Annotated in this window: 19 protein-coding genes and 1 tRNA gene; 10 read left to right on the top strand and 10 right to left on the bottom strand. The window is 68.0% G+C overall.

From position 1 onward, the window contains the following. Window positions 1-24 precede the first annotated feature (24 nt). From BLQ73_RS24010 to BLQ73_RS24035, 6 genes are all read right to left on the bottom strand, one after another. The gene (locus tag BLQ73_RS24010; protein WP_093173604.1) at window positions 25-555 is read right to left on the bottom strand and encodes a dihydrofolate reductase family protein; all 531 of its coding nucleotides are present in this window, start codon (window positions 553-555) and stop codon (window positions 25-27) included. 182 nt (window positions 556-737) lie between these two features. Then, window positions 738-814 (bottom strand) — tRNA-Thr (locus BLQ73_RS24015). A 119-nt stretch (window positions 815-933) separates the two neighbouring features. Beyond that, entirely contained in the window at window positions 934-1,506 is a 573-nt protein-coding gene (locus tag BLQ73_RS24020) for a GTP-binding protein (protein ID WP_093173606.1), read from the bottom strand. Continuing rightward, on the bottom strand, window positions 1,487-1,852 hold the full coding sequence (locus BLQ73_RS24025; protein ID WP_093173608.1) for a DUF742 domain-containing protein: 366 nt from the start codon (window positions 1,850-1,852) through the stop codon (window positions 1,487-1,489). The genes BLQ73_RS24020 and BLQ73_RS24025 overlap by 20 nt, the downstream gene beginning before the upstream one ends. After that, entirely contained in the window at window positions 1,849-2,256 is a 408-nt protein-coding gene (locus BLQ73_RS24030) for a roadblock/LC7 domain-containing protein (RefSeq protein WP_093173610.1), read from the bottom strand. Before BLQ73_RS24030 ends, BLQ73_RS24025 begins: the two co-directional genes overlap by 4 nt. Then, window positions 2,253-4,589: a sensor histidine kinase gene (locus BLQ73_RS24035; RefSeq protein ID WP_176955636.1), complete on the bottom strand. Its 2,337-nt coding sequence runs from the start codon at window positions 4,587-4,589 to the stop codon at window positions 2,253-2,255. The genes BLQ73_RS24030 and BLQ73_RS24035 overlap by 4 nt, the downstream gene beginning before the upstream one ends. Before the next feature lie 1,120 nt (window positions 4,590-5,709). Between BLQ73_RS24035 and BLQ73_RS24040 the strand changes: the two genes are divergently transcribed. The 4 genes from BLQ73_RS24040 (at window position 5,710) to BLQ73_RS24055 (ending at window position 8,942) form a co-directional block, all read left to right on the top strand. After that, a complete protein-coding gene (locus BLQ73_RS24040) occupies window positions 5,710-6,504 on the top strand; it encodes a hypothetical protein (RefSeq protein WP_093173614.1) in 795 nt (264 codons plus the stop codon). Between the two features lie 52 nt (window positions 6,505-6,556). Then, on the top strand, window positions 6,557-6,757 hold the full coding sequence (locus tag BLQ73_RS24045; RefSeq protein ID WP_093173616.1) for a hypothetical protein: 201 nt from the start codon (window positions 6,557-6,559) through the stop codon (window positions 6,755-6,757). 30 nt (window positions 6,758-6,787) lie between these two features. Next, a complete protein-coding gene (locus BLQ73_RS24050; RefSeq protein WP_093173618.1) occupies window positions 6,788-8,284 on the top strand; it encodes a flotillin family protein in 1,497 nt (498 codons plus the stop codon). Window positions 8,285-8,621: 337 nt separating this feature from the next. Next, window positions 8,622-8,942, top strand: coding sequence for a hypothetical protein (locus tag BLQ73_RS24055; RefSeq protein WP_093173621.1), 321 nt, complete (start codon window positions 8,622-8,624; stop codon window positions 8,940-8,942). 49 nt (window positions 8,943-8,991) lie between these two features. Here BLQ73_RS24055 and BLQ73_RS24060 read toward each other — a convergent pair whose 3' ends face one another. The 3 genes from BLQ73_RS24060 to wecB all read right to left on the bottom strand — a co-directional run bounded on the left by BLQ73_RS24060 (window position 8,992) and on the right by wecB (window position 13,127). Continuing rightward, entirely contained in the window at window positions 8,992-9,732 is a 741-nt protein-coding gene (locus BLQ73_RS24060; RefSeq protein ID WP_093173623.1) for an SDR family NAD(P)-dependent oxidoreductase, read from the bottom strand. Between the two features lie 126 nt (window positions 9,733-9,858). Then, complete coding sequence (locus tag BLQ73_RS24065; protein WP_093173625.1) at window positions 9,859-11,928, bottom strand: glycosyltransferase family protein; 2,070 nt, start codon at window positions 11,926-11,928, stop codon at window positions 9,859-9,861. A gap of 68 nt (window positions 11,929-11,996) precedes the next feature. Beyond that, window positions 11,997-13,127, bottom strand: a complete 1,131-nt coding sequence (gene wecB / locus BLQ73_RS24070) for a non-hydrolyzing UDP-N-acetylglucosamine 2-epimerase (RefSeq protein WP_093173627.1) — start codon at window positions 13,125-13,127, stop codon at window positions 11,997-11,999. A gap of 55 nt (window positions 13,128-13,182) precedes the next feature. Here wecB and BLQ73_RS24075 point away from each other — a divergent pair, with 55 nt between their 5' ends. The 6 genes from BLQ73_RS24075 (at window position 13,183) to hisC (ending at window position 21,409) form a co-directional block, all read left to right on the top strand. After that, window positions 13,183-14,850 (top strand): glycosyltransferase family 4 protein, encoded by a 1,668-nt coding sequence (locus tag BLQ73_RS24075; protein WP_245691333.1) that lies wholly within the window; start codon window positions 13,183-13,185, stop codon window positions 14,848-14,850. A 129-nt stretch (window positions 14,851-14,979) separates the two neighbouring features. Then, window positions 14,980-16,242 (top strand): nucleotide sugar dehydrogenase, encoded by a 1,263-nt coding sequence (locus tag BLQ73_RS24080; protein ID WP_093173630.1) that lies wholly within the window; start codon window positions 14,980-14,982, stop codon window positions 16,240-16,242. Window positions 16,243-16,261: 19 nt separating this feature from the next. Next, window positions 16,262-17,350 (top strand): glycosyltransferase, encoded by a 1,089-nt coding sequence (locus BLQ73_RS24085; protein WP_176955640.1) that lies wholly within the window; start codon window positions 16,262-16,264, stop codon window positions 17,348-17,350. Window positions 17,351-17,488: 138 nt separating this feature from the next. Then, a complete protein-coding gene (locus BLQ73_RS24090) occupies window positions 17,489-19,192 on the top strand; it encodes a DUF4434 domain-containing protein (RefSeq protein WP_245691334.1) in 1,704 nt (567 codons plus the stop codon). 84 nt (window positions 19,193-19,276) lie between these two features. Then, window positions 19,277-19,942 (top strand): NUDIX hydrolase, encoded by a 666-nt coding sequence (locus BLQ73_RS24095; RefSeq protein ID WP_093173634.1) that lies wholly within the window; start codon window positions 19,277-19,279, stop codon window positions 19,940-19,942. Window positions 19,943-20,332: 390 nt separating this feature from the next. Continuing rightward, window positions 20,333-21,409 (top strand): histidinol-phosphate transaminase, encoded by a 1,077-nt coding sequence (gene hisC / locus BLQ73_RS24100; protein WP_093173636.1) that lies wholly within the window; start codon window positions 20,333-20,335, stop codon window positions 21,407-21,409. Here the strand turns inward: hisC and BLQ73_RS24105 are convergent. Then, the gene (locus tag BLQ73_RS24105) at window positions 21,384-22,352 is read right to left on the bottom strand and encodes an EamA family transporter (RefSeq protein ID WP_245691335.1); all 969 of its coding nucleotides are present in this window, start codon (window positions 22,350-22,352) and stop codon (window positions 21,384-21,386) included. The genes hisC and BLQ73_RS24105 overlap by 26 nt on opposite strands. Window positions 22,353-22,875: the final 523 nt, after the last annotated feature.

Here is a 22,875-nt window from a genome sequence, read left to right on the forward strand (position 1 = left end):
TCCGGGGTCGGGGTCGGCTGGCGATCAGGACTCGGTCGGGAGGCGGTAGACGGACTGAACGGCTCCTTGGCTCGTCGTGATCGACGCGACTAGCTCCGCCTGCACGGGGTTGGGCAGGAGGCCGAAAAGGGGGATTCCCGAGCCGATGAGCACGGGAACGCGGGTCACCGTGATGTCGGAGAGCAGGCCGGCAGCGAGCAGCGACTGAACGGTACGTCCGCCGTCGGCGTACGCCCGCTTCACTCCTGCCTTGGTCAGCGCCGCTCGAAGAGAGGGAATGTCCGGGTGAACCGTCACGGCCGAGTCGCCCATGTTCGGCTGGACACCGGCCGGCAACGTGGCAGAGAGAACGTGGATCGGCATTCCTCGGTAGTAGTCGGGAGCCATGTCGCGCATCGTGTCGTAGGACGAGCGCCCCATCGCCATCGCATCGACTGATTCGAAGAACGCGTCATATCCGGTGTTCTCGAACACCGTCAGCCAGTCCAGCTCACCCGCCGGTCCTGCGATGAAACCGTCGAGACTGCAACCGAGGAAAGCATGGAAGGTCGTCATTCCTCAATCATAAATGAACAAGCATTTATAAACAAGCGCTACCTACGCGCCGGTCCCCGGTGCGCGTTCTCGACTCGGCGCTGAAGCCCTACCGGGAGGGCCTAGCACCCATGATCGTCTCCCAATTCTCTCCCAAAAACGAGAGACGCCGTCTCTCCGGATAGGAGAAACGGCGTCTGACCTGGAGCCGCCTAAGGGAATCGAACCCTTGACCCCTTCATTACGAGTGAAGTGCTCTGGCCGACTGAGCTAAGGCGGCATGGTCGGGAGCGGTTGCTACGACCGGGTTTAGGATACCAGCCCACTAGCCCCCTTGGGGCAAGGCTGAACGTTGGGCGGGTGGGTCCCCAGGACCGGCTTTTGGGCCGGTCTTGGGGGTCAGCGGCTGGCGGTGAGTTGGCGGAGGGCGTGCTCGACGAGCATGACGAGGACGGATTTGGCGGAGGCGCGCTGCCGTACGTCGCAGAGGAGGACGGGGACTCCGGGGTCGAGGTCGAGGGCTATGCGGACGTCGTCGGCGTCGTATTGGTCGGCGCCTTCGAAGCAGTTGACGGCGACGACGAAGGGGGTGCCGCGCTGTTCGAAGTAGTCGATGGAGGGGAAGCAGTCGGTGAGCCGACGGGTGTCGGCGAGGACGACGGCGCCGAGGGCGCCGTAGGAGAGTTCGTCCCACATGAACCAGAAGCGTTCCTGGCCTGGGGTGCCGAAGAGGTAGACGACGAGGCCGTCGCGGATGGTGATGCGGCCGAAGTCCATGGCGACCGTGGTGGTGGTCTTGCCTTCGACGCCGTCGACGTCGTCGATGCCGATGCTTCGGTCGGACAAGACCTCCTCGGTGCGCAGGGGCCGGATCTCACTGATAGCGCCGACCAGTGTGGTCTTCCCGACGCCGAAACCCCCAGCTATGAGGATCTTGAGCGCTACGGGTTCGTCAGAGAGCCCGAAGTCCATTGATCACTTCCTTGAGAATGCGCTCGCTTGGGCGTGGCCCCGCCGCGGCCGGCGGGGCCACTCGGATGAGTCCGTGATCTCGGAGGTCGCCGAGGAGGACGCGCACTACGCCTACTGGGAGGGCCAGGGAGGCGGCGAGGTCGGCGACGGAGGTCGTGGTTCTCGCCAGGCGCAGGATGCGCTCCTGTTCGGGGCCGAGGGAGGTCCCGGCGTGTGGCTCGACCCGGATGGTGCTGACCATGGCGATGAGGTCAAGGTCGTCGGCTGAGGACCTGGTGCGTCCGCGTGTGACCGCGTACGGCCGGACCACCGGTCCGGCGTCCTCGTCGAGCCACTCGAAGGTCACGGAGACGTCCGCGGATTGGTGGATATGTGCTGTCCGACGCGCTTCACGAGCATGGCCATTTCGTAGGCGATGTGGCCTACGTCGGCGTCCGAGTCGGCGAGTACGGCAAGGCAGGTGCCTTGGCCCGCCGCGGTGACGAACAGGAAAGCGGACTCCATTTCAACGATGGTCTGGCGGACTTCACCCCCGTTGAAGTGGCGTCCCGCGCCCCTGGCGAGGCTTTGGAACCCGGCGGCGACGGCCGACAGGTGTTCGGCGTCTTCACGGCTGAGACCTTTGGAGAACCCGACGGCCAGCCCATCCGTGGAAAGGATCACCGCCTGCCGTACCGCCCCCACCCGGGTGGCGAGGTCGTCCAGCAGCCAGTTGAGTTCGCCGGTGTTCGTCGACGAGTGCCCGGTCATTCCTCCCCCTTCTCCCTTGTGGTGTTGTGTGCGTAGTCTGCGGCTTCGCGTCCGCGCCGCGCTCCCTGTTGGAAGGCGGAGAACAGGGCGCGGACTTCATCGGGGGAACGCTCAGGGGTGGGTTCTCCCGACGTTTCTACCGGTCCTGTCGTTCCCGCCGATGGTGCGTGGGTTTCGGTGGACTGGCGAAGTTGTGGGGCCAGGTTGGCCTGCCGTACGCGGCGGGGCAATCCGGCGTGGGTGCCGTTCGGGGCGGCGCGGTCGCCGTTGACGATGGCGAGGGAGGCTCCGCCGCGTCTGGACGTCTTGGGGGTGGCCTCGCGGGGGGAGTCCGCACCGGGAAGAGCGATCTTGCCTGGGCCCGACGGGGAGCTCGCGCCGGCGAGGGCGGGGCGCCGGCGGGCGGTGAGTTCGGTGACCTCGGGCTCGTCTTCGGGTTCGGGTTCGGCGACGTCGGTGACGAGTGGGCGGGGGATGAGCACGATCGCGACGGTGCCACCGTACGGCGAGGACCGCAGCATCACCCGGATGCCGTGGCGCGCGGCCAGTCTGCCGACGACGAACAGGCCGAGCCGGTCGCTGTCGGCGAGGTCGAACTCGGGGGGGTCGGCGAGGCGCGCGTTGATCGCCTCGTACGCCTCCAGGGCGAGGCCGAGCCCCCGGTCCTCGACTTCGATGGCGAAGCCGTTGGCGACGGTGTCGCCGCGTACATCGACGGGGCTCTTCGGCGGGGAGTAGATCGTGGCGTTCTCGATGAGTTCGGCGATCAGGTGGATCGTGTCGGCCACGACGGCGCCGTCGAAGGCGATGCGGGGCATCGGCGCGATGTTGATCCGGGTGTAGTCCTCGACCTCGGCGAGGGCGGCGCGCAGCACGTCGATCACGGGCACCGGTTGGCGCCACGCCCGGCCGGGGGCGGCGCCGGACAGGATGATCAGGCCCTCCGCGTTGCGGCGCATGCGGGTGGTCAGGTGGTCGAGGCGGAAGAGGTCCTCAAGGCCGTCGGGGGTGTGCGTACGGCGCTGCATGCCGTCCAGCAGCCCGAGCTGCCGGTGGAGCAGGGCCTGCTTGCGGCGGGCGAGGTTGAGGAAGACCTGGCCGATGCCGCGCCGCAGGTTCGCCTGGCCGACAGCGGCCTCTACGGCGGTGCGCTGGACGGAGCTGAACGCGGCGGCGACGTCGGCGATCTCCGAGGAGCCTCCGGCTGTGATCGGCGGCGCCTCGGTTTCGATGTCGACCTCCTCGCCGCTGCGGAGCCGTTCGACGAGCGCGGGAAGCCTGACGTCGGCGAGTTCGACGGCGGACTTCTGGAGTCCGGCGAGTTCGCGGGCGAGGCGGCGGCCGAAGCGTACGGAGATCAGGATCGAGGCGACGACGGCGAGGAAACCGAGTCCGCCGGCGAGGGTGATGCGGGTGACGATGCCGCCCGCGACGTCGTCCGAGCGGTGGCTGATGACCTCGGCGGAGGAGGTGGAGAGTTCGTCGAGGGTGCGCAGGACGTTGTCGATCGTCGCGGGCCACAGCTCGGAGTCACTGGGCAGGGCGCCCGTGCCCGAGATGGCGGAGATCTTCTGCTCCAACTCTATGAATTCCTTGAAAGTTGGAGAGTTCAGGGTGTCCTGGTATGGCCTTCCTAGTTCTCCATCCAGTCCGGACATTCCTCGTGCGTGGAGGAAAGTGCGCGTGGAGACGTACTCGGTGAAGGCGTCATGCTCGGTCGGCAGCATTTGTTGATCGACAAGGACGCCGGAGATGAGGGCTTTCTCCCTGGAAATGATCTCTCGGGCGTTGTTCATCGACTGCAGCGCGCCGACCTGCTGGAAGATCGCGAGATCGGGGACGACGACGAGTTGGTCGGTGAGCCGGAAAAGCGCGTCGTGGATCCGGTTGTAATCGACGAGCATGTCGAGCCTGCTGCTCTTGCCGTCATCCATGCTGTCGCGAATGTCGTCGAGGCGCCTGAGGTCGTCCTCGACGGCCTGGAGCGCGGTCCTCGTCTGGGTGTTCATGACCTCGGTGGTCTCCGGGGCCAGCGTCACTTCGAGGAAGGATTTGACGGCCTGGTCGGTGCGTTCGCGCTGTGCGCCGAGTCCGGTGGTGAGCTCACGGGAGCTGATCTCGATGGCGGACTGGGTGCGTTCGGCCTGGAGTTCGTGGACGAGGTTCGAGGACGCCACGCCGATCGTGGTGTGAAGCGTGTCGGAGCGGGAGAGCGCCTCTCCATCCCCCACCGTGAGATTCAGGACGAATCCCCACAGGGCGCTCAGCGAGAGAAGGGGCAGGAGCAGCAGTAAGAAGATCTTGAACCGAATCGACCGGTCTCGAGAACCCATGCCCACTCGTCCCAACCTATGAGTGCGTGGAGGATCACGTCGCATCTCACATATGCGTGTAAATGCACCTCCGGAAGATCGCACAGGAGACTAGCATCAATTAAGGTTCTAGCGCATTGGTCAAGTAGCGCCGTAGTGGGATTACGTCCAAATTGTCGGGATTTCTTGTGATCCTTCGAGTACTGTCCGGGATCGTGTGGCAGCTCCCCGTGACCCGATCTCGGCCGGCCGGAACGGTCCGCGTATAGGGCCGGATCGCGCACGGTTATACCCCTGAGCTGGGACAATGTGTTTCCTGTGGGGGAGACGACCCGCTTGACAAGCCTTGTCGGGATGTTTGCAGGTCACATCTGGAACTCGGTTCGGGTGCTACCCGCCTGTTGCGGCCAGCCGTAATCCCGGTGAAGTGCTCATCCCCATCCCGCCCCATCCCGTCGCCCCCGCCGCGCGCCGCCGTGCGGTCCACTCCCGCGCGCCACCCTGTACGGCACAGCCGTCATTTCGGCCGCCTGAGCCTCTGGCCAGCCCCGTCCCCATCCCGTCGTCGTCCGCCGCCCCCTCGGACGGGCTCGTGTTCACTCCTCCCGGCCGCCCGGCCACACCTGTCCGCCTCCCCCGGGGCACCGCTCTGCCGCCCAGGTGTTCTCGACCGTCCTCGACCGTCCTCTACTGTCCTCCAGGCCGCCACCAGCCCAACCTTCGCCCCGTACACCCTCCCGCCTTCCCCATTGGGCCCCATTTGGCCCAATTTGGCCCCGTTCGGGCCTCCCGTTTTGGGCCCTCCCGCTTCGCGTCCTTCCTTCCCCCGGCCCCACCCCCATCTCCCGGCGGCCTCCGCCGTCTACATGGCCCGAGTTCCCCCGCCCACCCCACATCTCCCCAACCCCGCCCAAAAACACAGCCATCCCCAAATTGGCCGCAAAACTCTTCCGTGCCCCTAAAAACGCCTCCCCTCAATCCACCGATAGTCGCGATTACCAGATACCGCCAAATATCATGACAACCCACGCATCCATGTGGAGCATTTTCCCTCTCCCCTCTCCCGGTTCTCTCCCCAGGCCTTACCGTGCCTTCGAGAAAACAAGAAAACGGCGCCACATCCAGCCGGGAAAGGTAACCCATGCCAATCAACGCATATAAGCCCGCATATAAGACCATCGCCGCCATGTCCATGCTCCTCGTCGCCGCCACGTCATGCTCCTCCTCCGACACCCCTGCGGCCCCCCAGGCCGGGAACCAGTCGCAAACCCCGCAATCCACCCCCGCCTCGACCCCCGCCCCGACCCAGACCACCGCCGGCGTGTCCGAGAGCCTCCACCCCGTCACTCCCGCCGTCACCCAGGCGGCCACCAGGCTCGGGTCCGGCCTGCTGTCCACGGTGGACGGGATGAACAAGGCATACGGCCCGGAAACCGGCGCCTACGGCAATCTCACCGCGACACGGCGCGGAGCCGAGGCGATGGCCAAGGCCACCATGGACAAGCCGGGCTGTGCCGCGGTGGGGCAGTTGGATGTGCGGGCTCCCGCCGTACGGGACGCGCCGGCGGCGGTCGTGGCCTTCTCGTCGCCGCAGCGCTCGGTGACGCACGCGCTCATCAAGCTCCGGGGGAGGGAGGCCGTCAGGCGCTTCCCGAGGGCGCTCCGGCCGGAATGCGAGGTGTACACGGTGACGGTCGACGGGGCCTCGACGACGTATCACACGAGGGAGGTCGCCCTCCCGAGTCGTGGCGACCGGCTCCGCGCCTTCCTGACCTCGGCGGACGGCGCGGGGCTCGATCTCCAGATCGGATCGGTGGCGTTGCAGAAGGGTAACGTCGTGATGAACCTGCTCGTTGTCGGGTCAAAGCTCAGTAGAAGGGAATTGAGCAATCAAACCGACAACGCCTATGCCGCCCTGATGAAGGTGGTGGAGTAGTACCAAAGAGGGTAATATTCGTTTTCGTTGGGTGGGGCGATGGGGAGATTCGGTGGTCGGCAAGCAGGGCAGGGTCACAGGAAAGATTGGCCCCGGCCTGGTCGGGGAAGTCATGGTGTCGGTCCGCGGCGGCGTCGAGGCGTTCTACGCACACCCGACCCTTCCCGATGAGGAGATTTCCGTCGGATCCATCGTGGTCGTCGTGGAGTATTACCCGCCACGCACCGTTTATGTTGCTCGCGCGAGCATCTGAGCTCCTCTTTCCCCCAGTCCGGAGGCATCCATGTCCCTGGAACTCATGCTGACGATCGGCGCGGTCGTTGTCGCGCTCATCGTTCTTCTCATTCTCTTCAAAATGGTGTGGCGCGTGGCCGAGCCCAACGAGGCTCTGATCATCTCAGGGCTCGGCGCACGCGGACGCAACGAACTCGCCGACAGTCTCGGATTCAAAATCGTCACGGGCAAAGGCACCGCCGTCATGCCCGGATTCCAGACCGCACGGCGACTGCGCCTCGACAGCCGGGCGGCGAATCTCCAAGTCCACTGCGTCACCCAGCAGGGAATCCCGGTCCAGGTGCGCGGCGTCGTGATCTACAAGGTCGGCGACGACCTCACATCCATCGCCAACGCCGCACGTCGATTCCTTGACCAGCAGAATTCGATGGACGGCGCGATCCACGAACTGTTCACCGGCCATCTGCGTTCCATCATCGGCAACCTGACCGTCGAAGACCTCATTCTCAACCGGGAACGGCTCACCGGGGAGACACGCAGCAGCGCCGCCGACGAGATGAGCAAACTCGGCCTGGTCGTGGACTCGCTGCAGATCCAGGAGATCGACGACGAGACCGGCTACATCGTCAACCTGGGCAAGCCCCACGCCGCCCGAGTGGCCGCCTCCGCGCGGATCGCCGAAGCCCAGCGCGACCAGGAGGCTACCGAGGCCGAGCAGATCGCGGTGGCCAACAAGGCCATGGCCAAACGCGACGCGCAGATCAAGCAGGCGTCCTACCAGGCGGAGATCGACGAGGCGCAGGCCAGGTCGCGTCAGGCCGGCCCGCTGTCGGAGGCGTCCGCCCGGCAGGAGGTCGTCGTCCAGGAGACCCGCGCCGCGGAGTTGGAGGCGGCCCTCGCCGAACAGCGGCTCCAAGCCCAGGTGCGCAAACCCGCCGACGCCAAGGCGTACGAAACCGTCACGCTGTCCCAGGCCGACCGCGACGCGCGCATCGCCCAGGCCGAGGCCGAGGCCCGCGAGACCGAACTGCGGGCGGTGGCCCAGGCGTCGCAGGTCAAGCAGGCCGCCGCGGCCGAGGCGGAAGCCGTACGGCTGCGCGGTGAGGCCAACGCCGCCGCCACGAAGGCCGGCGGTGAAGGCGAGGCGCAGGCCGTCAAGGCCAAGGGCCTCGCCGCGGCGGAGGCCGCCCGGGCCCGCGGCCTCGCCGAGGCCGACGCGTCCAAGGCGAAGGGCCTGGCCGAGGCCGAGGCCATCAGGGCGCGCTCGGAGGCGCTCGCGCAGAACCAGGACGCCGTCATCGCACAGCAGCTCGCCGAGAACTGGCCTCACATCGTGGAGGCGGCGTCGAAGTCGCTGGGCAACGTCGACCACATGGTTGTGCTGAACGGCGCGCAGGGCATCGAGGAACTGCTCGCCAAGGCGCTCACCCTCGGCGGCACCGGGTTCGGCCTCGCCCGCACCCTCCTCGCCAACGTCACACCGGCTCAGGAGCCCTCCGCGAACGGCGCCGCCGCCGAAGGCGTCACCCCGATCAAGCCCGTCTGAGCCCGGCCCCGAGTCCGTCGGAGTGGTCCGGCCGCACCGCCGATGGTCCGGCAGCACCGTCGATGGTCCGGCAGCACCGTCGATGGTCCGGCAGCACCGTCGATGGTGCGGCCGGACCTTCGCCATGCGAGGTGAATCCTTCTCGACGTTCCCGGTGCCGCAGGCTATTGCATAGGAAGGTTTCCTATTTAATACTCCAGATTAGGTGAGGTACGGCCTGCTCTGCCGTGCCGCTCGACTCCGGCTCAAGGCCCCCGTCCGCCACTGCCTTGAGTGTGCACTCGCGCACATCGTCGTGCGTTCTCGGGCCCTAGCGTCTTCCCACTCGGAGGTCCCCGTGCTTCGACGCGTCCTCACTCTGGCCGCCGGCGTGGCCCTGGCAGGTGCCGTTGCGGCGACACCCGCTCAGGCGGCGTCACTCAACCCGGTCGAACGGCAGTACAGCCCGATCCACGCGGGTTCCTACTGCATGGCCAATGTGAGTCCCAGCTCGTTCGTCATGCTCTACCGGAGCACCGGCCTGGTATGCCTTCTCGGGGGCGGATCCGTGCCGGTGAATCCGACCGCGGTCTGCCAGTGGTTCAACCCCGGGGCGACCATTCTGAACGCCTACCCCGGCTACAGCGAGTCCCTGATGTGCCGCCTCATCCCCGCCTGACCGGGCCCGGCCGCTACGCGTAGACGCCTGACCGGGCCCGCCGGTGCCGCTACGCGTCGACGCCGCCGTCGACGGTGACGGCGGTGCCGGTGGCGAAGGCGCCGTCGGGGCCGGCCAGGTAGGCCGCGGTCGCCGCGATCTCCGCGGGTTCGGCGAAGCGCCCGAGGGCGTTCAGGGACAGTTGGCGGGCGGCGTCCACGCTGTCGGCGGGGTTCATGTCGGTGTTGGTGGAGCCGGGCTGCAGGAGGGTCGCGGTGATGCCGCGCGGTCCGAGGTCGCGGGCGATGCCTTTGGTGAAGCCGATGAGCGCGGATTTGCTCATGGCGTAGAGGGTGAGCCCGGGGGCGGTGACCCGGTCGGCGAGGTTGCTGCCCACGGTGATGATCCGGCCGCCGGGCGGCATGTGCCGTACGGCCTGCTGCACGGCGAGGAAGGCCGCGCGGACGTTCACGGCCATGGTCTCGTCGTAGTCGCTGAGGGTGTAGTCCTCGATCGGGCCGTGGGAGTAGACGCCGGCGTTGTTGACGAGGATGTCGATCCGCCCGTGTTCTGTGGCGACCTGCTGGACGACGGAGATCACGGTTTCCGGGGCGGCGAGGTCGGCCTGGATCGCGGTGGCCCGGCCGCCTTCCTGCTCGATCCGGGCGGCGACCTCGGCGGCCTGCTGCGGCGACGACCTGTAGGTGAAGGCGACGTCGGCGCCGTCGTGGGCGAGCCGTACCGCGATGGCCGCGCCGATGCCCTTGCTGCCCCCGGTGACCAGCGCGACCTTGCCGTCCAGCGGTTTCATGAGACGCTCCTCGTCACGGTCGGTGAGATGATCATTACACAGACCGTGACGAGGGGAACGGCGCCAGGCCGAAGAGCCTGAATCAGATCTGGATCAGACCTGAACTGAATCAGACCTGAATCAGACCTAGATCAGAACGTGGGCCTCGGGGTTGCCGGCGAAGGAGAACTGCGCGTTGCGCAGGAGTTTGTGGTCCTCGGCCTGCCAGGTGTGGGCACCCGCGTCGCTACCGCGCATGTAGATGAAGTTAAAGCGGTCGGACGAATAGATTTTGATGCCGTCTTCCTTGCAGCGCCGTACGAGCCGGGTGTCTTCGCCGGCGTTGACGGCCTCGAAGGGGATGGCGCGCAGCAGGTCGGCGGTGGCGAGGATGGTCGCGCCCTGGATGAGGTGGGCGTAGCGGTGTTCGAGCCCGGGGAGGCGGAACACCGTGGTGTCGCGGTGCGGGAAGTACGTGTAGTGCGCGCCCTTGCCGACGATCTCGGCGGCCGAGAAGTCGAAGGCGCGGACGAGGTCGCTCAGGTAGTGCTCACCGTAGATGTTGTCGTCGTCCATTTTGGAGATGAGGTCGCCGTCGGCGCGTGAGATGCCGAGGTTGAGGATCTCGCCGAGGGTGAGCGAGGGGTCGGCGGTGAGCACGGTGACGTCGGGGATTCCGGCGGCGCGGGCCTTGTCGGTGACGACCCCGGGATCGAGGTCGAGGCCGTGGAGCACCAGGATGAGCTGCAGGTTGCGGTGGCGCTGCCGGGCGACCTGGGCGATGGCGTGCTCGATCTGGCCGGAACGGTTGGTCGGCAGTACGACCGACACCGAGCGGGACCGCTGGACGGTGGGTCGGCCGAGCACCTGGAGCACCTGGTCGACGCGGTGGGAGAACAGGTGCTTGTCGAAGACCTCCCGCATCGCGAGGTGCGCCTGCCTGGCGCGGGCCTCGGGGCTGTTGATGAGGTGCAGCACCGTGTTGTACGCCTCGACCGGGTCGGTCACGAGCGGCACCAGATCGCCGAAGGTCTCCTGGATCGCGCGCGACCAGCCGGAGACGACGGGCGTGGAGCAGGCCGACAGTTCGAATACGCGCCGCGCGCACATGGTGGGCGAGTCGAGCACCGAGTTGACGTTGAGGAACACCTTGTACATGCGGTAGGCCGCGAGCATCTGGTCGTAGGGGAGTTCCCCGACGATGTGCGGCCGGTATTCCTCGGGCCAGGCGTATTTCTCGTCCACGTCGCCGTTGCGGGCGAAGATGTGCAGCCCGAGGTCGCGGATGGGGGCGAGCACGGTCTCCATCTGCTCGCGCCGCTCGGGGTGCTTGTCGCGGAAGTACATTCCGGCGAACACCACGTCGTGCAGCCGGCCCTGCCGGGCCTGGATGGGGTTGTGCACGCGGGGCTGGGCGGCGAACTGGAGCACGTCGACGCGGTCGTGGCCGAGCACCTCGCGGTATTTCGGCACCATGTCGCCGTCGCAGGTGAAGACGTAGTCGAACAGCTTGGCGGTGTCGATGAAGAAGTCGAAGTTCGGCGGGTCCTCCTTGTTCCAGAAGACCGTGGGGATGCCTTCCTCCTTGCACCAGTCGACGAGCGCGCGCAGTTCGGCCTTCGGCGCGTTGGTGCCGGTCATCTGATAGCGCCAGCGGCCCTGGTTGCCGTGCCAGGCCGATTCGCAGAACAGGATGTCGGGGCGGCGCTCGGCGAAGATCTCAGGCCAGTCCTTCAGCCCGAATTCGATCTGGTCCCACTCGTACTTGAAGGTCATCCTGGAGAAGTCGTCGAGGATGACGGCGACTTTGAGGTCGGGTCGCGCGATCGGGCCTTTCGGCCAGGAGGCGGTGGGCACGTCCACCTTCGGCGGGCGGGTCCTGGCGGCCTCGGCCACCTTCGCCACCTGGGCGGGCGGCGTGGGGGCCTTGCCGTCGGCGCGCATGGCGCGGGCGAGCCTGCCGGGCAGTTTCACGACCGAGGCGGGGTTGCGGGAGTCGGCCAGCACCTCGGCGACGCGGTACGGCCGCTGCACCTGTGTCGCCTGGAGTTTCCAGGTGGCGTACTCCGCTTTGGCCTCGGCGACGGCGAGTCGCCGTTCGAGTTCGCGGATGCGCTCCTCGTAGCGTTCGACGAGCTTGCGCTCCTCAGGCAGCCAGTTGACGGGACCGAGCCGCTTGTACAGGGGCTCTTCGGGGGTCTCGGAATTGTCAGCCATGCGTGCGTCGCCCTATCGAGGTCGGAGTGTGCCAGCCTACGGCGAAGGCCGTACGGATTAACGGGGATTCATCCCTTTGGTACGGCTTGCGCCGCCGGTGAGAGGTTGTCCCCCTTGAGCCAGGCCGCGATGACGCGGGCGATACGCGCCCCGGCCTTGCCGTCCCACAGCGGCGGCAGGTCACCGCTCGGCGTCGCGGCGCCGTCGGCGAGGGCCTTGTCGGCGGCGGCGGCCAGCAGCGCCGGGGTGACCAGGCGGTTGGTGCCGTGGGTGATGGTGACCGGCCGTTCGGTGTTGGGCCGCACGGTGAGGCAGGGGACGCCCAGCATGGTCGTCTCCTCCTGGACACCTCCGGAGTCGGTCACGACCAGGGAGGCGCCCCGGACGAGCGACAGGAAGTCCACGTATCCCAGCGGGTCCACGATGGAGAGGTTCTCGCCGCTGACCAGTCCGGCCTCGGCCAGGCGGGCGCGCCCGCGCGGGTGGAGGGGCACCACGATGTGGACGCGGCGCGCGACCTCGCGCACGGCGTCGACCAGCTCGCGCGCGGTCTCCGGCGAGTCCACGTTGGCGGGCCGGTGCAGGGTGGCGACGCCGTACCTCTCGGGGAGGGCCAGGCGGTCGCGCACCGGGGCGGGGTCGAGGGTCGGCAGCGCGGCGAACAGGCTGTCGATCATCGGGTTGCCGACGAGGTGCACCCGGGCCGCGTCCACACCCTCGTTCGCGAGGTGGGACAGCGCGTCGGGGGAGGTGGCGAAGAGCAGGTCGGACAGCGCGTCGGTGACGACGCGGTTCACTTCTTCCGGCATGCCCCGGTCGAAGGAGCGCAGACCCGCCTCGACGTGTGCGGTCGGGACGCCGAGCTTGGCGCATACGAGGATCGCGGCGAGGGTCGAGTTGACGTCCCCGTAGACCACGACGAGGTCGGGGGAGTGCCCCAGCACGACCTCTTCCAGGCCGGTGAGCAGGGCGGCGGTCTGCTTGGCATGGCTGCCGGAGCCGACACCGAGGTTGGCGATCGGCTCGGGGAGTCCGAGGTCGGCGAAGAAGACATCCGACATCAGCGCGTCGTAGTGCTGACCGGTGTGGATGATGCCTTGCCTGATCCCGATCCCGGCCAGGCCGGACACCACTGGCGCAGCCTTGACGAAATTGGGCCGAGCGCCCAGCACGTGCAGGACGAGGGGGTTTTCCCTCATTGACCTCGCCTTTCATGCGGAGTGGGGCAAACGTTGCCTATGGTACGGTCACCGCGTGGTATCCGATGCCAGGTCGCCAGACTCCCGCAAGGTCTCCGCTAAAGCGGCCAGAGCCGGTATAGGCGGCCTTCTCCGAGGGTTCGTTCAGCATCCGGTCATCGTTTCCCGGGTCGTCATCACACGGGTCAGATCCGACCCCATACGCGTCGCCCAGGCCGCAGCCGAGGCGCTGCCGCCGAAGCTGCGACCCGTCGTGGGCTCGGTCGCGTGGCCGGTCGCCCGCAGGGCGCGGGTGGCGGCCCGCAAGATGGCGCGCCGCATGGCCGATGGGCCGCTGGAGAAGGCGAAGCTGCAATACGACGGCGGACACATGTCCGCCGCCATCGCCACGCTCAAACCGCACGCGCGATGGCCCTTCATCCGCCGCAGGATGGCCCTCTACGAGGGCGAACTCGGCGCGTTCAGCTCCAGGCCGATCCCGCCGGGCCCCTCGGTGCACGTCGGCGACCGCGTCGAAGGCCGTGTACTGCACTGCGTCACGAACGCGCTGCCGTACACCCAGGCGGGCTACACCGTGCGCACCCACCGCATCGTGACCGCTCAGCGCGCCGCCGGGCTCGACCCGCACGTGGTGACGAGCTGGGGCTGGCCGATGCTCCAGGGGCACGCCGACGCCACCGACGGCGATGTCCTCGACGGCACGCCGTACTACCGGCTGCTGCCGAGCGGCGAGATCCCGCGGGACACCCGGGGCCGCATCACCCGCGGCGCCGAGGAGGTCACCGAGCTGGTGCGCAAGCTGCGCCCGGAGGTGCTGCACGCGGCGACCGACCACCGCAACGGGTCTGTCGCGCTGGCCGTGAGCGAGCGCACGGGCACCCCGTTCGTGTACGAAGTGCGCGGCTTCCTTGAGGAGACGTGGGCCTCCCGCGACCCCGCCCGGATCGGCAGCGAGCGGCATGTCCTGCACCGTGAGCGCGAGGCGTTCCTGATGCGTTCGGCCGACGCGGTGGTGACGCTGGCCGAGACGATGGCCGCCGAGATCGTCGATCGGGGGGTGCCGCGTGAGCGCATCCACCTCGCCCCGAACGCGGTGGACGACTCGCTGCTGACGGCGGACTACGACGGCGCCGCATTCCGCAGGTCCTTCAACATCGAACCCGACGAGATCGTGGTGGGCTCGGTGTCGAGCATCGTGGCCTATGAGGGATTCGCCACTCTTCTGTCGGCCGCGGCGCTGCTGCGCGACCGGGGTGCGCGCGTCAAGGTGCTGCTCGTGGGCGACGGAGTCGAACGGCCCGCGCTGCTCAAGCAGGTGAACGACCTCAAGCTCGGCAACATCGCGATCCTGCCCGGCAGAGTCGGGCCGGACGAGGCGCTGCAGGCCCAGTCGGCCATCGACATCTTCGTCTGCCCCCGTGAGGACCTACGGGTATGCCGGCTCGTCACGCCGCTGAAGCCGGTGGAGGCGATGGCGCTGGGCAAGCCGGTGGTGCTCAGCGACCTGCCCGCCCTGTCGGAGCTCGTGGGGTCCGACGGCGCCGGTCTGCTGGTGCCGCCGGGCGACCCCGCCGCGTTCGCCGACGCGTTGGCCGAGCTCAGCGAGGATCCCGCGCGGCGGGCCGCGATGGGTGAGGCGGGCAGAGCCGAAGTCGCGGCCAAGCGTACATGGAGCCGAATCGCGGAGACTTACCGTGAGATCTACCATTCCATACGTGGTTGATGGCGATATGAGTGCCAGATGGACCCCTCGGGTTTCCTGGGCGTTCAATCGCATTCGACGTGGCTCGTACGGAGTTGAGATAGCCTTTGCGACCATGAAGTGTTGTTCCCGACTCCCCACGGTCCTCACGTGAGCGGCTTCGATCTCGCCGTCATCGGGCTGGGATACGTCGGTATGCCGCTGGCCAAGGAGGCGACGGCCGCAGGTCTGAAAGTGATCGGCGTCGACGTCGACCCTCGCAAGGTCGAGGCGCTCAACGCCGGTCGCTCCTACATCGACGACCTGACCGACGCCGACCTTGACCACATGCTGGCCAACGGCTTCAGCGCCACGCTCGACCCGGCCGTGCTCGCGGCCAGCGGCACCATCGTCATCTGCGTGCCGACCCCGCTCGACGACGACCACAGGCCGGACCTGTCGGCCGTCGAGGGCGCGAGCGCGACCGTCGCCGCCCACATGGTCGAAGGCACGCTCGTCGTGCTCGAATCCACCACCTGGCCCGGCACGACCGACGAGGTCGTGCGGCCGGTGCTGGAGAGGTCCGGCCTCACCGCCGGCCGCGGGTTCCACCTCGCCTTCTCGCCCGAGCGCATCGACCCGGGCAACCCCAAGTACGGCCTGCGCAACACCCCCAAGGTCGTCGGCGGCTACACCGAGACCTGCCGCGACCGGGCCACCGCCTTCTACGCGCAGTTCGTCGAGCAGGTCGTGCCGGTGAGCGGCACCCGCGAGGCCGAGATGGCCAAGCTCCTGGAGAACACCTACCGGCACGTCAACATCGCCCTCGTCAACGAGATGGCGATCTTCTGCGACGAGCTCGGTGTCGACCTCTGGGAATCGATCGAGGCCGCCGCCACCAAGCCGTTCGGTTTCCAGAAGTTCCTGCCGGGGCCGGGAGTCGGCGGACACTGCATCCCGGTGGACCCCAGCTACCTGTCGTACACCGTGCGCAAGCTGGGCTACCCCTTCCGATTCGTCGAACTCGCCCAAGAGATCAACGAGCGCATGCCGAGCTATGTGGTGGCCCGCGCCCAGCGGCTGCTCAACCGGCAGCGCAAGGCGGTCAACGGAGCGCGTGTGCTGCTGCTGGGCGTGACCTACAAGCCGGACATCGCCGACGAGCGCGAGACGCCGGCCCTGCCTGTGGCCAGGGCGCTGCTCGATCTCGGCGCCGACCTGGCGTTCGCCGACCCGCACGTCAAGAGCTGGCGGGTGGACGGCGCCGACATCCCGCGCGAGGAGGACCTCGCGACGGCCGTCGCCGCCGCCGACATCACGGTCCTGCTGCAACCACACGCTGCCTTCGATCTCTCGCTCATTGAGGACAAGGCCAGGCTCGTGCTGGACACCCGAGGCGTGCTCGCCGAGGGTGAACGCGTCGAGCGGCTCTGACGACAGGGGGCTGCGCGCAGTGCACGTGCTCGTCATGACGGTGGTGCATCATCCCGAGGACGCCCGGATCCTGCACCGGCAGATCAGGGCGCTCGTGGACGCCGGGCATGAGGTCACGTACGCCGCGCCGTACACCTCGCGCGGGGTCGTGCCACGGTCCTGGGTGAACGGGGTAGACCTGCCGCGCGCCGCCGAGCGCAAGCGGCTCTCCGCGGTGCTGGCCGCGCGCAAGCTGTTCAAGCGCATGCGCGACAGCGTCGACCTGGTGCTCATCCACGACCCCGAGCTGCTGTTCGCGGTCGTCGGCGTACGCAGACGTCCGCCCGTCGTCTGGGACGTCCACGAGGACACCCCGGCCACGCTCTCGCTGAAGCCGTGGCTTCCGGCGTTCCTGCGGCCGCCCGTGCGGTTCGTGGCCCGCCTGCTCGAAGGTACGGCCGAGCGGCACTTCCACTTATTACTAGCCGAGACGGCCTATGCGGGGCGGTTCAAGGAGGCACACCTCGTCGTGCCCAACGAAACGTGGGTCCCCGACACCGTGACCGCTCCCGGCGACGACCGGATCGTCTACCTCGGGTGGCTGTCCGAGGCGCGCGGAGTCCGTGAGGCCGTCGAGGTGGCCAGGCTGCTTCAGCCGTACGGGGTGTCGGTGGAGCTCATCGGATACGCCGACCCGCAGAGCAGGCCGCTGCTGGACCAGGCGGTGGCCGAGGGCCTGCTGGAGTGGCGCGACTTCATGCCCAACGACGAGGCGCTCAAACGGCTCGACGGGGCCCTCGCGGGGCTGTCGCTGCTGCGGGACGAGCCGAACTACCGGCACTCGATGCCCACCAAGATCGTGGAATACATGGCTCACGGCATCCCTGTCATCACCACGCCGTCGCCGAGAGCGGTCGAGCTGGTCGAACGCTACGACAGCGGCGTGGTCGTGCCGTGGGAGGACCCCAAGGCCGTGGCGGAAGCCGTACTGCACCTGAGAGACGACCACGTGGGGCGCCGCTCCGCGGGCGCGAGAGGGTATGCGGCTGCTCGGGCCAATCATCACTGGCCCAACTCCGCGCGCAGATTCGTCGTCCAATTGGAAAGCTGGGCCGACGCCAAGAGCTGATCGCTCGATTTATCTCCGTCAGATCACGAGAACGGTAGTGTCCGAGAAGTGCGTTGGATCACGGTTCTCCTAGGAGTCGTCATTCTCGCTGTTGTGGCGGTTGTGGTGATTTTGCTACCCGATGCAGCAAGCGAGGAAGTGGAACCGAACGCCAGCGGGACCTCGGGAAGCTCCACCCCGTCGTCCTCGTCGGCCTTCACCGACCCGTGCGGCACCTTCGACACCAGAACCCGCACCCCCTACGCGGTCACGGGCTACTGGCTCGTCCCCACCGCCGACGAATGCACCTGGCGGCGCCAACTCGAAGCCATCCACAAGGTGGGCGGCGACACCGTCATCCGCATCGGCACCGGGCTGCAAGAGCGCCGAGTGGACCTCGACGGCCGCATCCTGAACCGGGAGGGCTCCGAGACCGACAGCCGGTATGCGCCGTGCCGGGAGGACGAGCTCACCTGCTTCCAAGCCGCGGAACGCGACCTCAAGCGGGCCAACTTCAACAACCGCATCACCACGACGTACGTCTACCGCACCGACGAAGCGTTCGGCCCGGACCTCCTCAGGTGCCCCGCCATGGAACGCGCCATCGTCACCGACAGAGCCGTCTTCCACCGCCTCGTCGCCCCCGCCGACGGCTCCGACGACCCCTCGTGCGACTTCACCTCCAAGGCCCGCGAATACCACCTCATCCTCGTCGCGGCCCGCGCCGACGACAGCCTGACCACACTGCTCGACGTGGCCGACCGCTTCAGCATGAAAGTGTTCCCCGCGCTTCCCCTCGCCCCCCGCGACCCCGAACGGTCCACCATCGCCGACCCCCGCCACATCGGAACCCTCACCACACTGACCCGCCGCATCCTGCAGGACTACGGCGCACGCCTGTCGGGGCGCGACTCGCTCGGCGGCGTCTACCAGCCGTTCGAACTGCAGATGCGCGACATGAAGGAGAACCACCCCACCCTCCAGGTCTACGCGGAACAACATCAGATCGTGGAGCAGGAGCTCAACGGCAAACCCATCCTCGTCAGCCCCTACCTCGACGCGCGCAAACGCGTCTCCTTCGGCGCCACCCCCCAACAGGCCGCCGCCGGCTTCAAAGCGCTCGCCCGCACCGGAGTCGGCATCATCGCCCCCCAAGACAGCCGGGGCACCGGCAAAGTCGGCCTCTTCTGGCCCGACCAGCGCGACGACGACGTGGACAAACTCCTCCAGCCCACCGTCGGCGAAACCACGTACGGCACCGCCTACCACGCCTCCACCCGCGACTACTACCGCGCCATGGCCGACGCCAGAGCCGACATGGTCGCCGAAGGCTACGACGTCCAACTCTGGGCGAACATCGAGGCCTTCGAACCGGCCGGCGCCGAGCCCTGCGGCAGCCAGGGCACCCGCGGACGCGCCGAGAAAGAACGGCTCGACAGCGCCGTCGCCCTCGCGGGACGCTACGTTTCCAAGGTCATCTCCTATATGTGGAGCGACTTCATGACCTGCGGCTCGCCGTCCCTCTCCGACAGGCTCGCCGCCGACTGGGACCGCCCCATCGCCGTCGACGCCGTGCGCAAAGGCCGCGACATCCTCGACGGCGTCGAAGTACGCGGCTACAACCTCGCCGGAGCCAAGATCTCCATTCGCTGGGAAGGGCTCGACCAGCCCAAAATCATCGACGTGGCCTCCGCGGGCTGGCATTCCGCAGTACCATCCGCCGGCCTGCCCATCGGCACACAGACCGCATGGGTACCCTTCGACTGGAGCGACGTACCGGACGACACGTGGATCAGGCTCCACGTCGTCGCCCCCGACGGCCGACAGACCGCGGAAGCCCTACACGTCCGCGTACCACGTTGAACCGCCACATCTTGGGAAACAAGGGATTTGATCGAATTTCCGCCTGAGTCTCGGCCGAAGCTGATTGCGTGTAACGTGCCTGACATGGTGCCGACCGTTCCTGTCAGCGTGGATCTGGTCGTGCTGACAGTCCGCTCCCAAGCGCTATGCGCCCTCGTGTGGCGGCGGGACCACCCCCCCTACACCGGGTGCTGGGCACTCTCGGGCGGGTTCATCAAGCTCGACGAGGACCTTCCGGCCGCCGCCGAACGCGTGCTCGCCGAACGCGCCGGCCTGCCCGGCGCGCCCGTCCACCTGGAACAGCTCCAGACATACGGCTACCCCGACCGCGACCCGCGCGAGCGCGTCGTCAGCGTCGCCTACCTCGGCCTCGCCCCCGACCTGCCCGCCTCCACCGAAGCCCACATGTCCTGGCGCGCCGTCGCCGAACTCACCGAAATGGCCTTCGACCACCGCCGCATCATGCTCGACGGCATCGAACGAGCCCGCGCCAAACTCGAATACACCTCCCTCGGCGCCGCCTTCTGCCCCCCCGAATTCACCGTGGCCGACCTCCGCAGGGTCTACGAGATCGTCTGGGGCCGCCCCCTCGACCCCCGCAACTTCCACCGCAAAGTCACCAAAGCCGAAGGCTTCCTCCTCCCCACCAGCCACACCACCACCCGCGACGGTGGCCGCCCCGCCAAGCTCTACCGCCGCGGCCCCGCCGAACTCCTCCACCCCCCCATGCTCCGCAGCCTCAAGGAATAACGGCCAACCAAAGCCCATACCTCTCGGAACCCGGCTGTATCGACCTGTCCCCGTTCGGGACCCGGCTGTGTTGGCCTGTTTGGCCTGTCCCCGTTCAGGAGTCGCCCGGCCTGGGAGTGCGAGGGGGCGCCGGTGCTTGGACTGAGGAGCGCCGGGAGCGCAGCGACCAGAGCGACGAGGGAAAGCACCGGATCAAGAGCCCCCTCGCCGCGACACGCAGTGTCGCCATCAGACCCGGGTCAAGAGCCCCCTCGCCGCGCGCCGGAGGCGCGCCATAAATACTGCTTGGCCAACGTGTCGGGAGTCGGTTGGGGTGGGGGACGAAGAACCGCGGAGCGGTTGGGACCATGGGACCAAGGGCCTCTTCACCTGCTCCCATATGGTTGGTCTATGCCACGTTTCCGCGCCATTCTGGATGGCCTTCCCGCCTACAAGCCGGGCAGGGCTGTGGTCTCCGCCGACGGCCGCTCGTACAAGCTTTCCTCTAACGAGTCCCCGTATGACCCGTTGCCCTCGGTGGTCGATGCGGTGGCCGCCGCCGCGAGTGAGATCAACCGTTATCCTGACCCTGCTGCCGCCGCGCTGACCGCGGCTTTGGCCGAGCGCTATGACGTCCCGGCCGAGCATGTCGCGCTCGGTGCCGGCTCGGTCTCGGTCGCCCAGCAGCTTTTCGAGGCCGTGGGCGAGCCGGGGGCCGAGGTGGTGTTCGCCTGGCGCTCGTTCGAGGCGTATCCGCTGTTGGCGGAGCTGTCGGGCGCGACGGCCGTGCCTGTGCCGCTCGCCGGGGAGGACCATGATCTCGCCGCGATGGCCGCCGCGATCACTCCGGCGACCCGCATGGTCTTCGTCTGCAACCCTAATAACCCGACCGGCACCGCGATCCGGGCCCGCGACCTGTCCGCGTTTCTCGACGAGGTCCCGGACAACGTCTTGATCGTGCTCGATGAGGCGTACCGCGAGTATGTCAGGGACGCCGATGTGCCCGACGGCCTCCTCTACTACCGCGAGCGGCCGAATGTGGCGGTGCTGCGCACCTTCTCCAAGGCGTACGGCCTGGCCGGGCTGCGTGTCGGTTACCTGATCGGCCACGCGCCGGTGGCGGCAGCCGTACGCAAGACCATGACGCCGTTCGCCGTGAACCACTTGGCGCAGGTCGCCGCGATCGCTTCGCTGGCGGCTGAGGACGAGCTGGCCGAGCGGGTCGAGGCCGTGGTGAAGGAACGCTCCCGCGTGCGGGAGGGCCTGGTGGCCCAGGGCTGGACGGTGCCGCAGACCGAGGCCAACTTCGTGTGGCTGCGCATGGACGACGCGCAGGGTACGGCTTTCGCGGAGGCGTGCGCCGAGGTGGGCGTCGCCGTACGGCATTACCTGTCGGACGGCGTCCGCGTCTCGATCGGCTCCCCGGAGGCCAACGATGTGTTCCTCGGCGCCGCGGAGGCGTTCAGGAAGACGCTCGGGGAGAGCTGAGCTCGGGTCCGCGCGCGGCCGGTGCCTCGACGGCGGGGCGCCGGCCGCGCCGTTCCGTGGAGACCACGAGGACGACGCCGAGCAGGATCACCAGACCTCCGGCGATCATTTCGGGGGTGAGTCTCTCGTCGAGGATCAGCATGCCCAGGATGACCGCGACGATCGGGTTCACGTAGGCGTAGGTGGCGACGAGCGAGATCGGGGCGTTCTTCAGCAGCCAGACGTATGACGTGTAGCCGAGCAGCGAGCCAACGGCGATCAGGTAGGCCATCGCCGTCCAGGAGGCGGGGGAGATCGCGGCGACGTCGAGCCGTTCGCCCGTGACCAGGCCGACCGCCGCCATGGCGGCTCCGCCCACCAGCATTTCGACGGCGCTGGCGGCGAACGGGCTGGCGGGCATCGCCATGCGGGCCGACATGAACGAGCCGATCGACCACGACACGCTCGCCAGCAGGATGATCACGATGCCGGTGCCGCCCGTCTCGCCAGTGTCGCCGACGAGCGAGAGCACCGCCACGCCGCCTAACCCGATCAGCACGCCCACCAGCGTCAGCAGGTTGGGGCGATCGCGGGCGGCGACGCGCAGGATCACCAGGAACAGCGGGACCACTGCCACGAGCAGGGCGGCCATGCCGGTGGAGATGTGCTGCTGAGCCAGCGCGATCATGCCGTTGCCCGCGGTCAGGAGCAGGACACCGACCAGGGCCGCGCCGCCGAACTGGCGCCGGGTCATGGCGAATACGGAAGGGCCGTGGCGGATCAGCAGCACGCCGGCGAGCAAGAGCCCGGCCGTGATGAAGCGCATCGCTCCGCCGAGAATGGGCGGAATCGTCTCCATGACGACCATGATCCCGAGGTAGGTGGATCCCCACACGATGTAGACCGTGGTCAGCGCCGCCCAGATCATCCAGGATGGGCGCGTGTCAGTAGCGTCTTGCCCCATAGGGCATGACCATATCGGGCAAGCGGGACATCGCACACGCGGGTATCGGGCCTTGAGACGCGGGCCCATGCCGTACGGATTTGATTGCGACGCTTCGCGTCGCGGCGAGGGGGCTCTTGATCCGGTGTCTTCCCTCCTCTCTCCGGTCGCTGCGCTCCCTGCGTTCGTCAGTCCAAGCACCGGCGCCCCCTCGCGCTCCCGGTCTGGCCGATAGCCCGGGAGGTATAGGTCCGGGCCAGGCAGGTTCCGGGAGGGAGGGCCTGTCTGGGGACAAATCCCGGAAAGTTGGCTACGCAAGCCGCCAGTGCGCACGTTCGGGTGGAGTGGGCGGTCTCAGGCCGATCTCGGGGTGAGATGCCATTTCGGCCTGGGTGAAACTAGGAAAAGGGCCTGTCTATGAAGGTCGGGACAGCCGGGTCACGGCCTGTTGCCTGGACGACCCCCTGAGCGAGACCGCGGACGAGACCGGGCCCGGACCGGCGAGCGGTCCGGGCCCGGGGTCTTCTCGGTGGGCACACCCTCC

Origin of the sequence: Sinosporangium album, from assembly GCF_900100605.1 — a bacterium.
GTDB classification, from domain to species: Bacteria; Actinomycetota; Actinomycetes; order Streptosporangiales; family Streptosporangiaceae; genus Sinosporangium; species Sinosporangium album.

What these genes read in the sequence shown, in the direction of transcription:
- BLQ73_RS24105 (WP_245691335.1), bottom strand. Translation starts at nt 22,352, where the DNA reads ATGGGGCAAGACGCTACTGACACGCGCCCATCCTGGATGATCTGGGCG.
- BLQ73_RS24060 (WP_093173623.1), bottom strand. Translation starts at nt 9,732, where the DNA reads ATGAAACCGCTGGACGGCAAGGTCGCGCTGGTCACCGGGGGCAGCAAG.
- BLQ73_RS24035 (WP_176955636.1), bottom strand. Translation starts at nt 4,589, where the DNA reads ATGGGTTCTCGAGACCGGTCGATTCGGTTCAAGATCTTCTTACTGCTG.
- BLQ73_RS24040 (WP_093173614.1), top strand. Translation starts at nt 5,710, where the DNA reads ATGCCAATCAACGCATATAAGCCCGCATATAAGACCATCGCCGCCATG.
- wecB (WP_093173627.1), bottom strand. Translation starts at nt 13,127, where the DNA reads ATGAGGGAAAACCCCCTCGTCCTGCACGTGCTGGGCGCTCGGCCCAAT.
- BLQ73_RS24065 (WP_093173625.1), bottom strand. Translation starts at nt 11,928, where the DNA reads ATGGCTGACAATTCCGAGACCCCCGAAGAGCCCCTGTACAAGCGGCTC.
- BLQ73_RS24010 (WP_093173604.1), bottom strand. Translation starts at nt 555, where the DNA reads ATGACGACCTTCCATGCTTTCCTCGGTTGCAGTCTCGACGGTTTCATC.
- BLQ73_RS24095 (WP_093173634.1), top strand. Translation starts at nt 19,277, where the DNA reads ATGGTGCCGACCGTTCCTGTCAGCGTGGATCTGGTCGTGCTGACAGTC.
- hisC (WP_093173636.1), top strand. Translation starts at nt 20,333, where the DNA reads ATGCCACGTTTCCGCGCCATTCTGGATGGCCTTCCCGCCTACAAGCCG.
- BLQ73_RS24020 (WP_093173606.1), bottom strand. Translation starts at nt 1,506, where the DNA reads ATGGACTTCGGGCTCTCTGACGAACCCGTAGCGCTCAAGATCCTCATA.
- BLQ73_RS24050 (WP_093173618.1), top strand. Translation starts at nt 6,788, where the DNA reads ATGTCCCTGGAACTCATGCTGACGATCGGCGCGGTCGTTGTCGCGCTC.
- BLQ73_RS24030 (WP_093173610.1), bottom strand. Translation starts at nt 2,256, where the DNA reads ATGACCGGGCACTCGTCGACGAACACCGGCGAACTCAACTGGCTGCTG.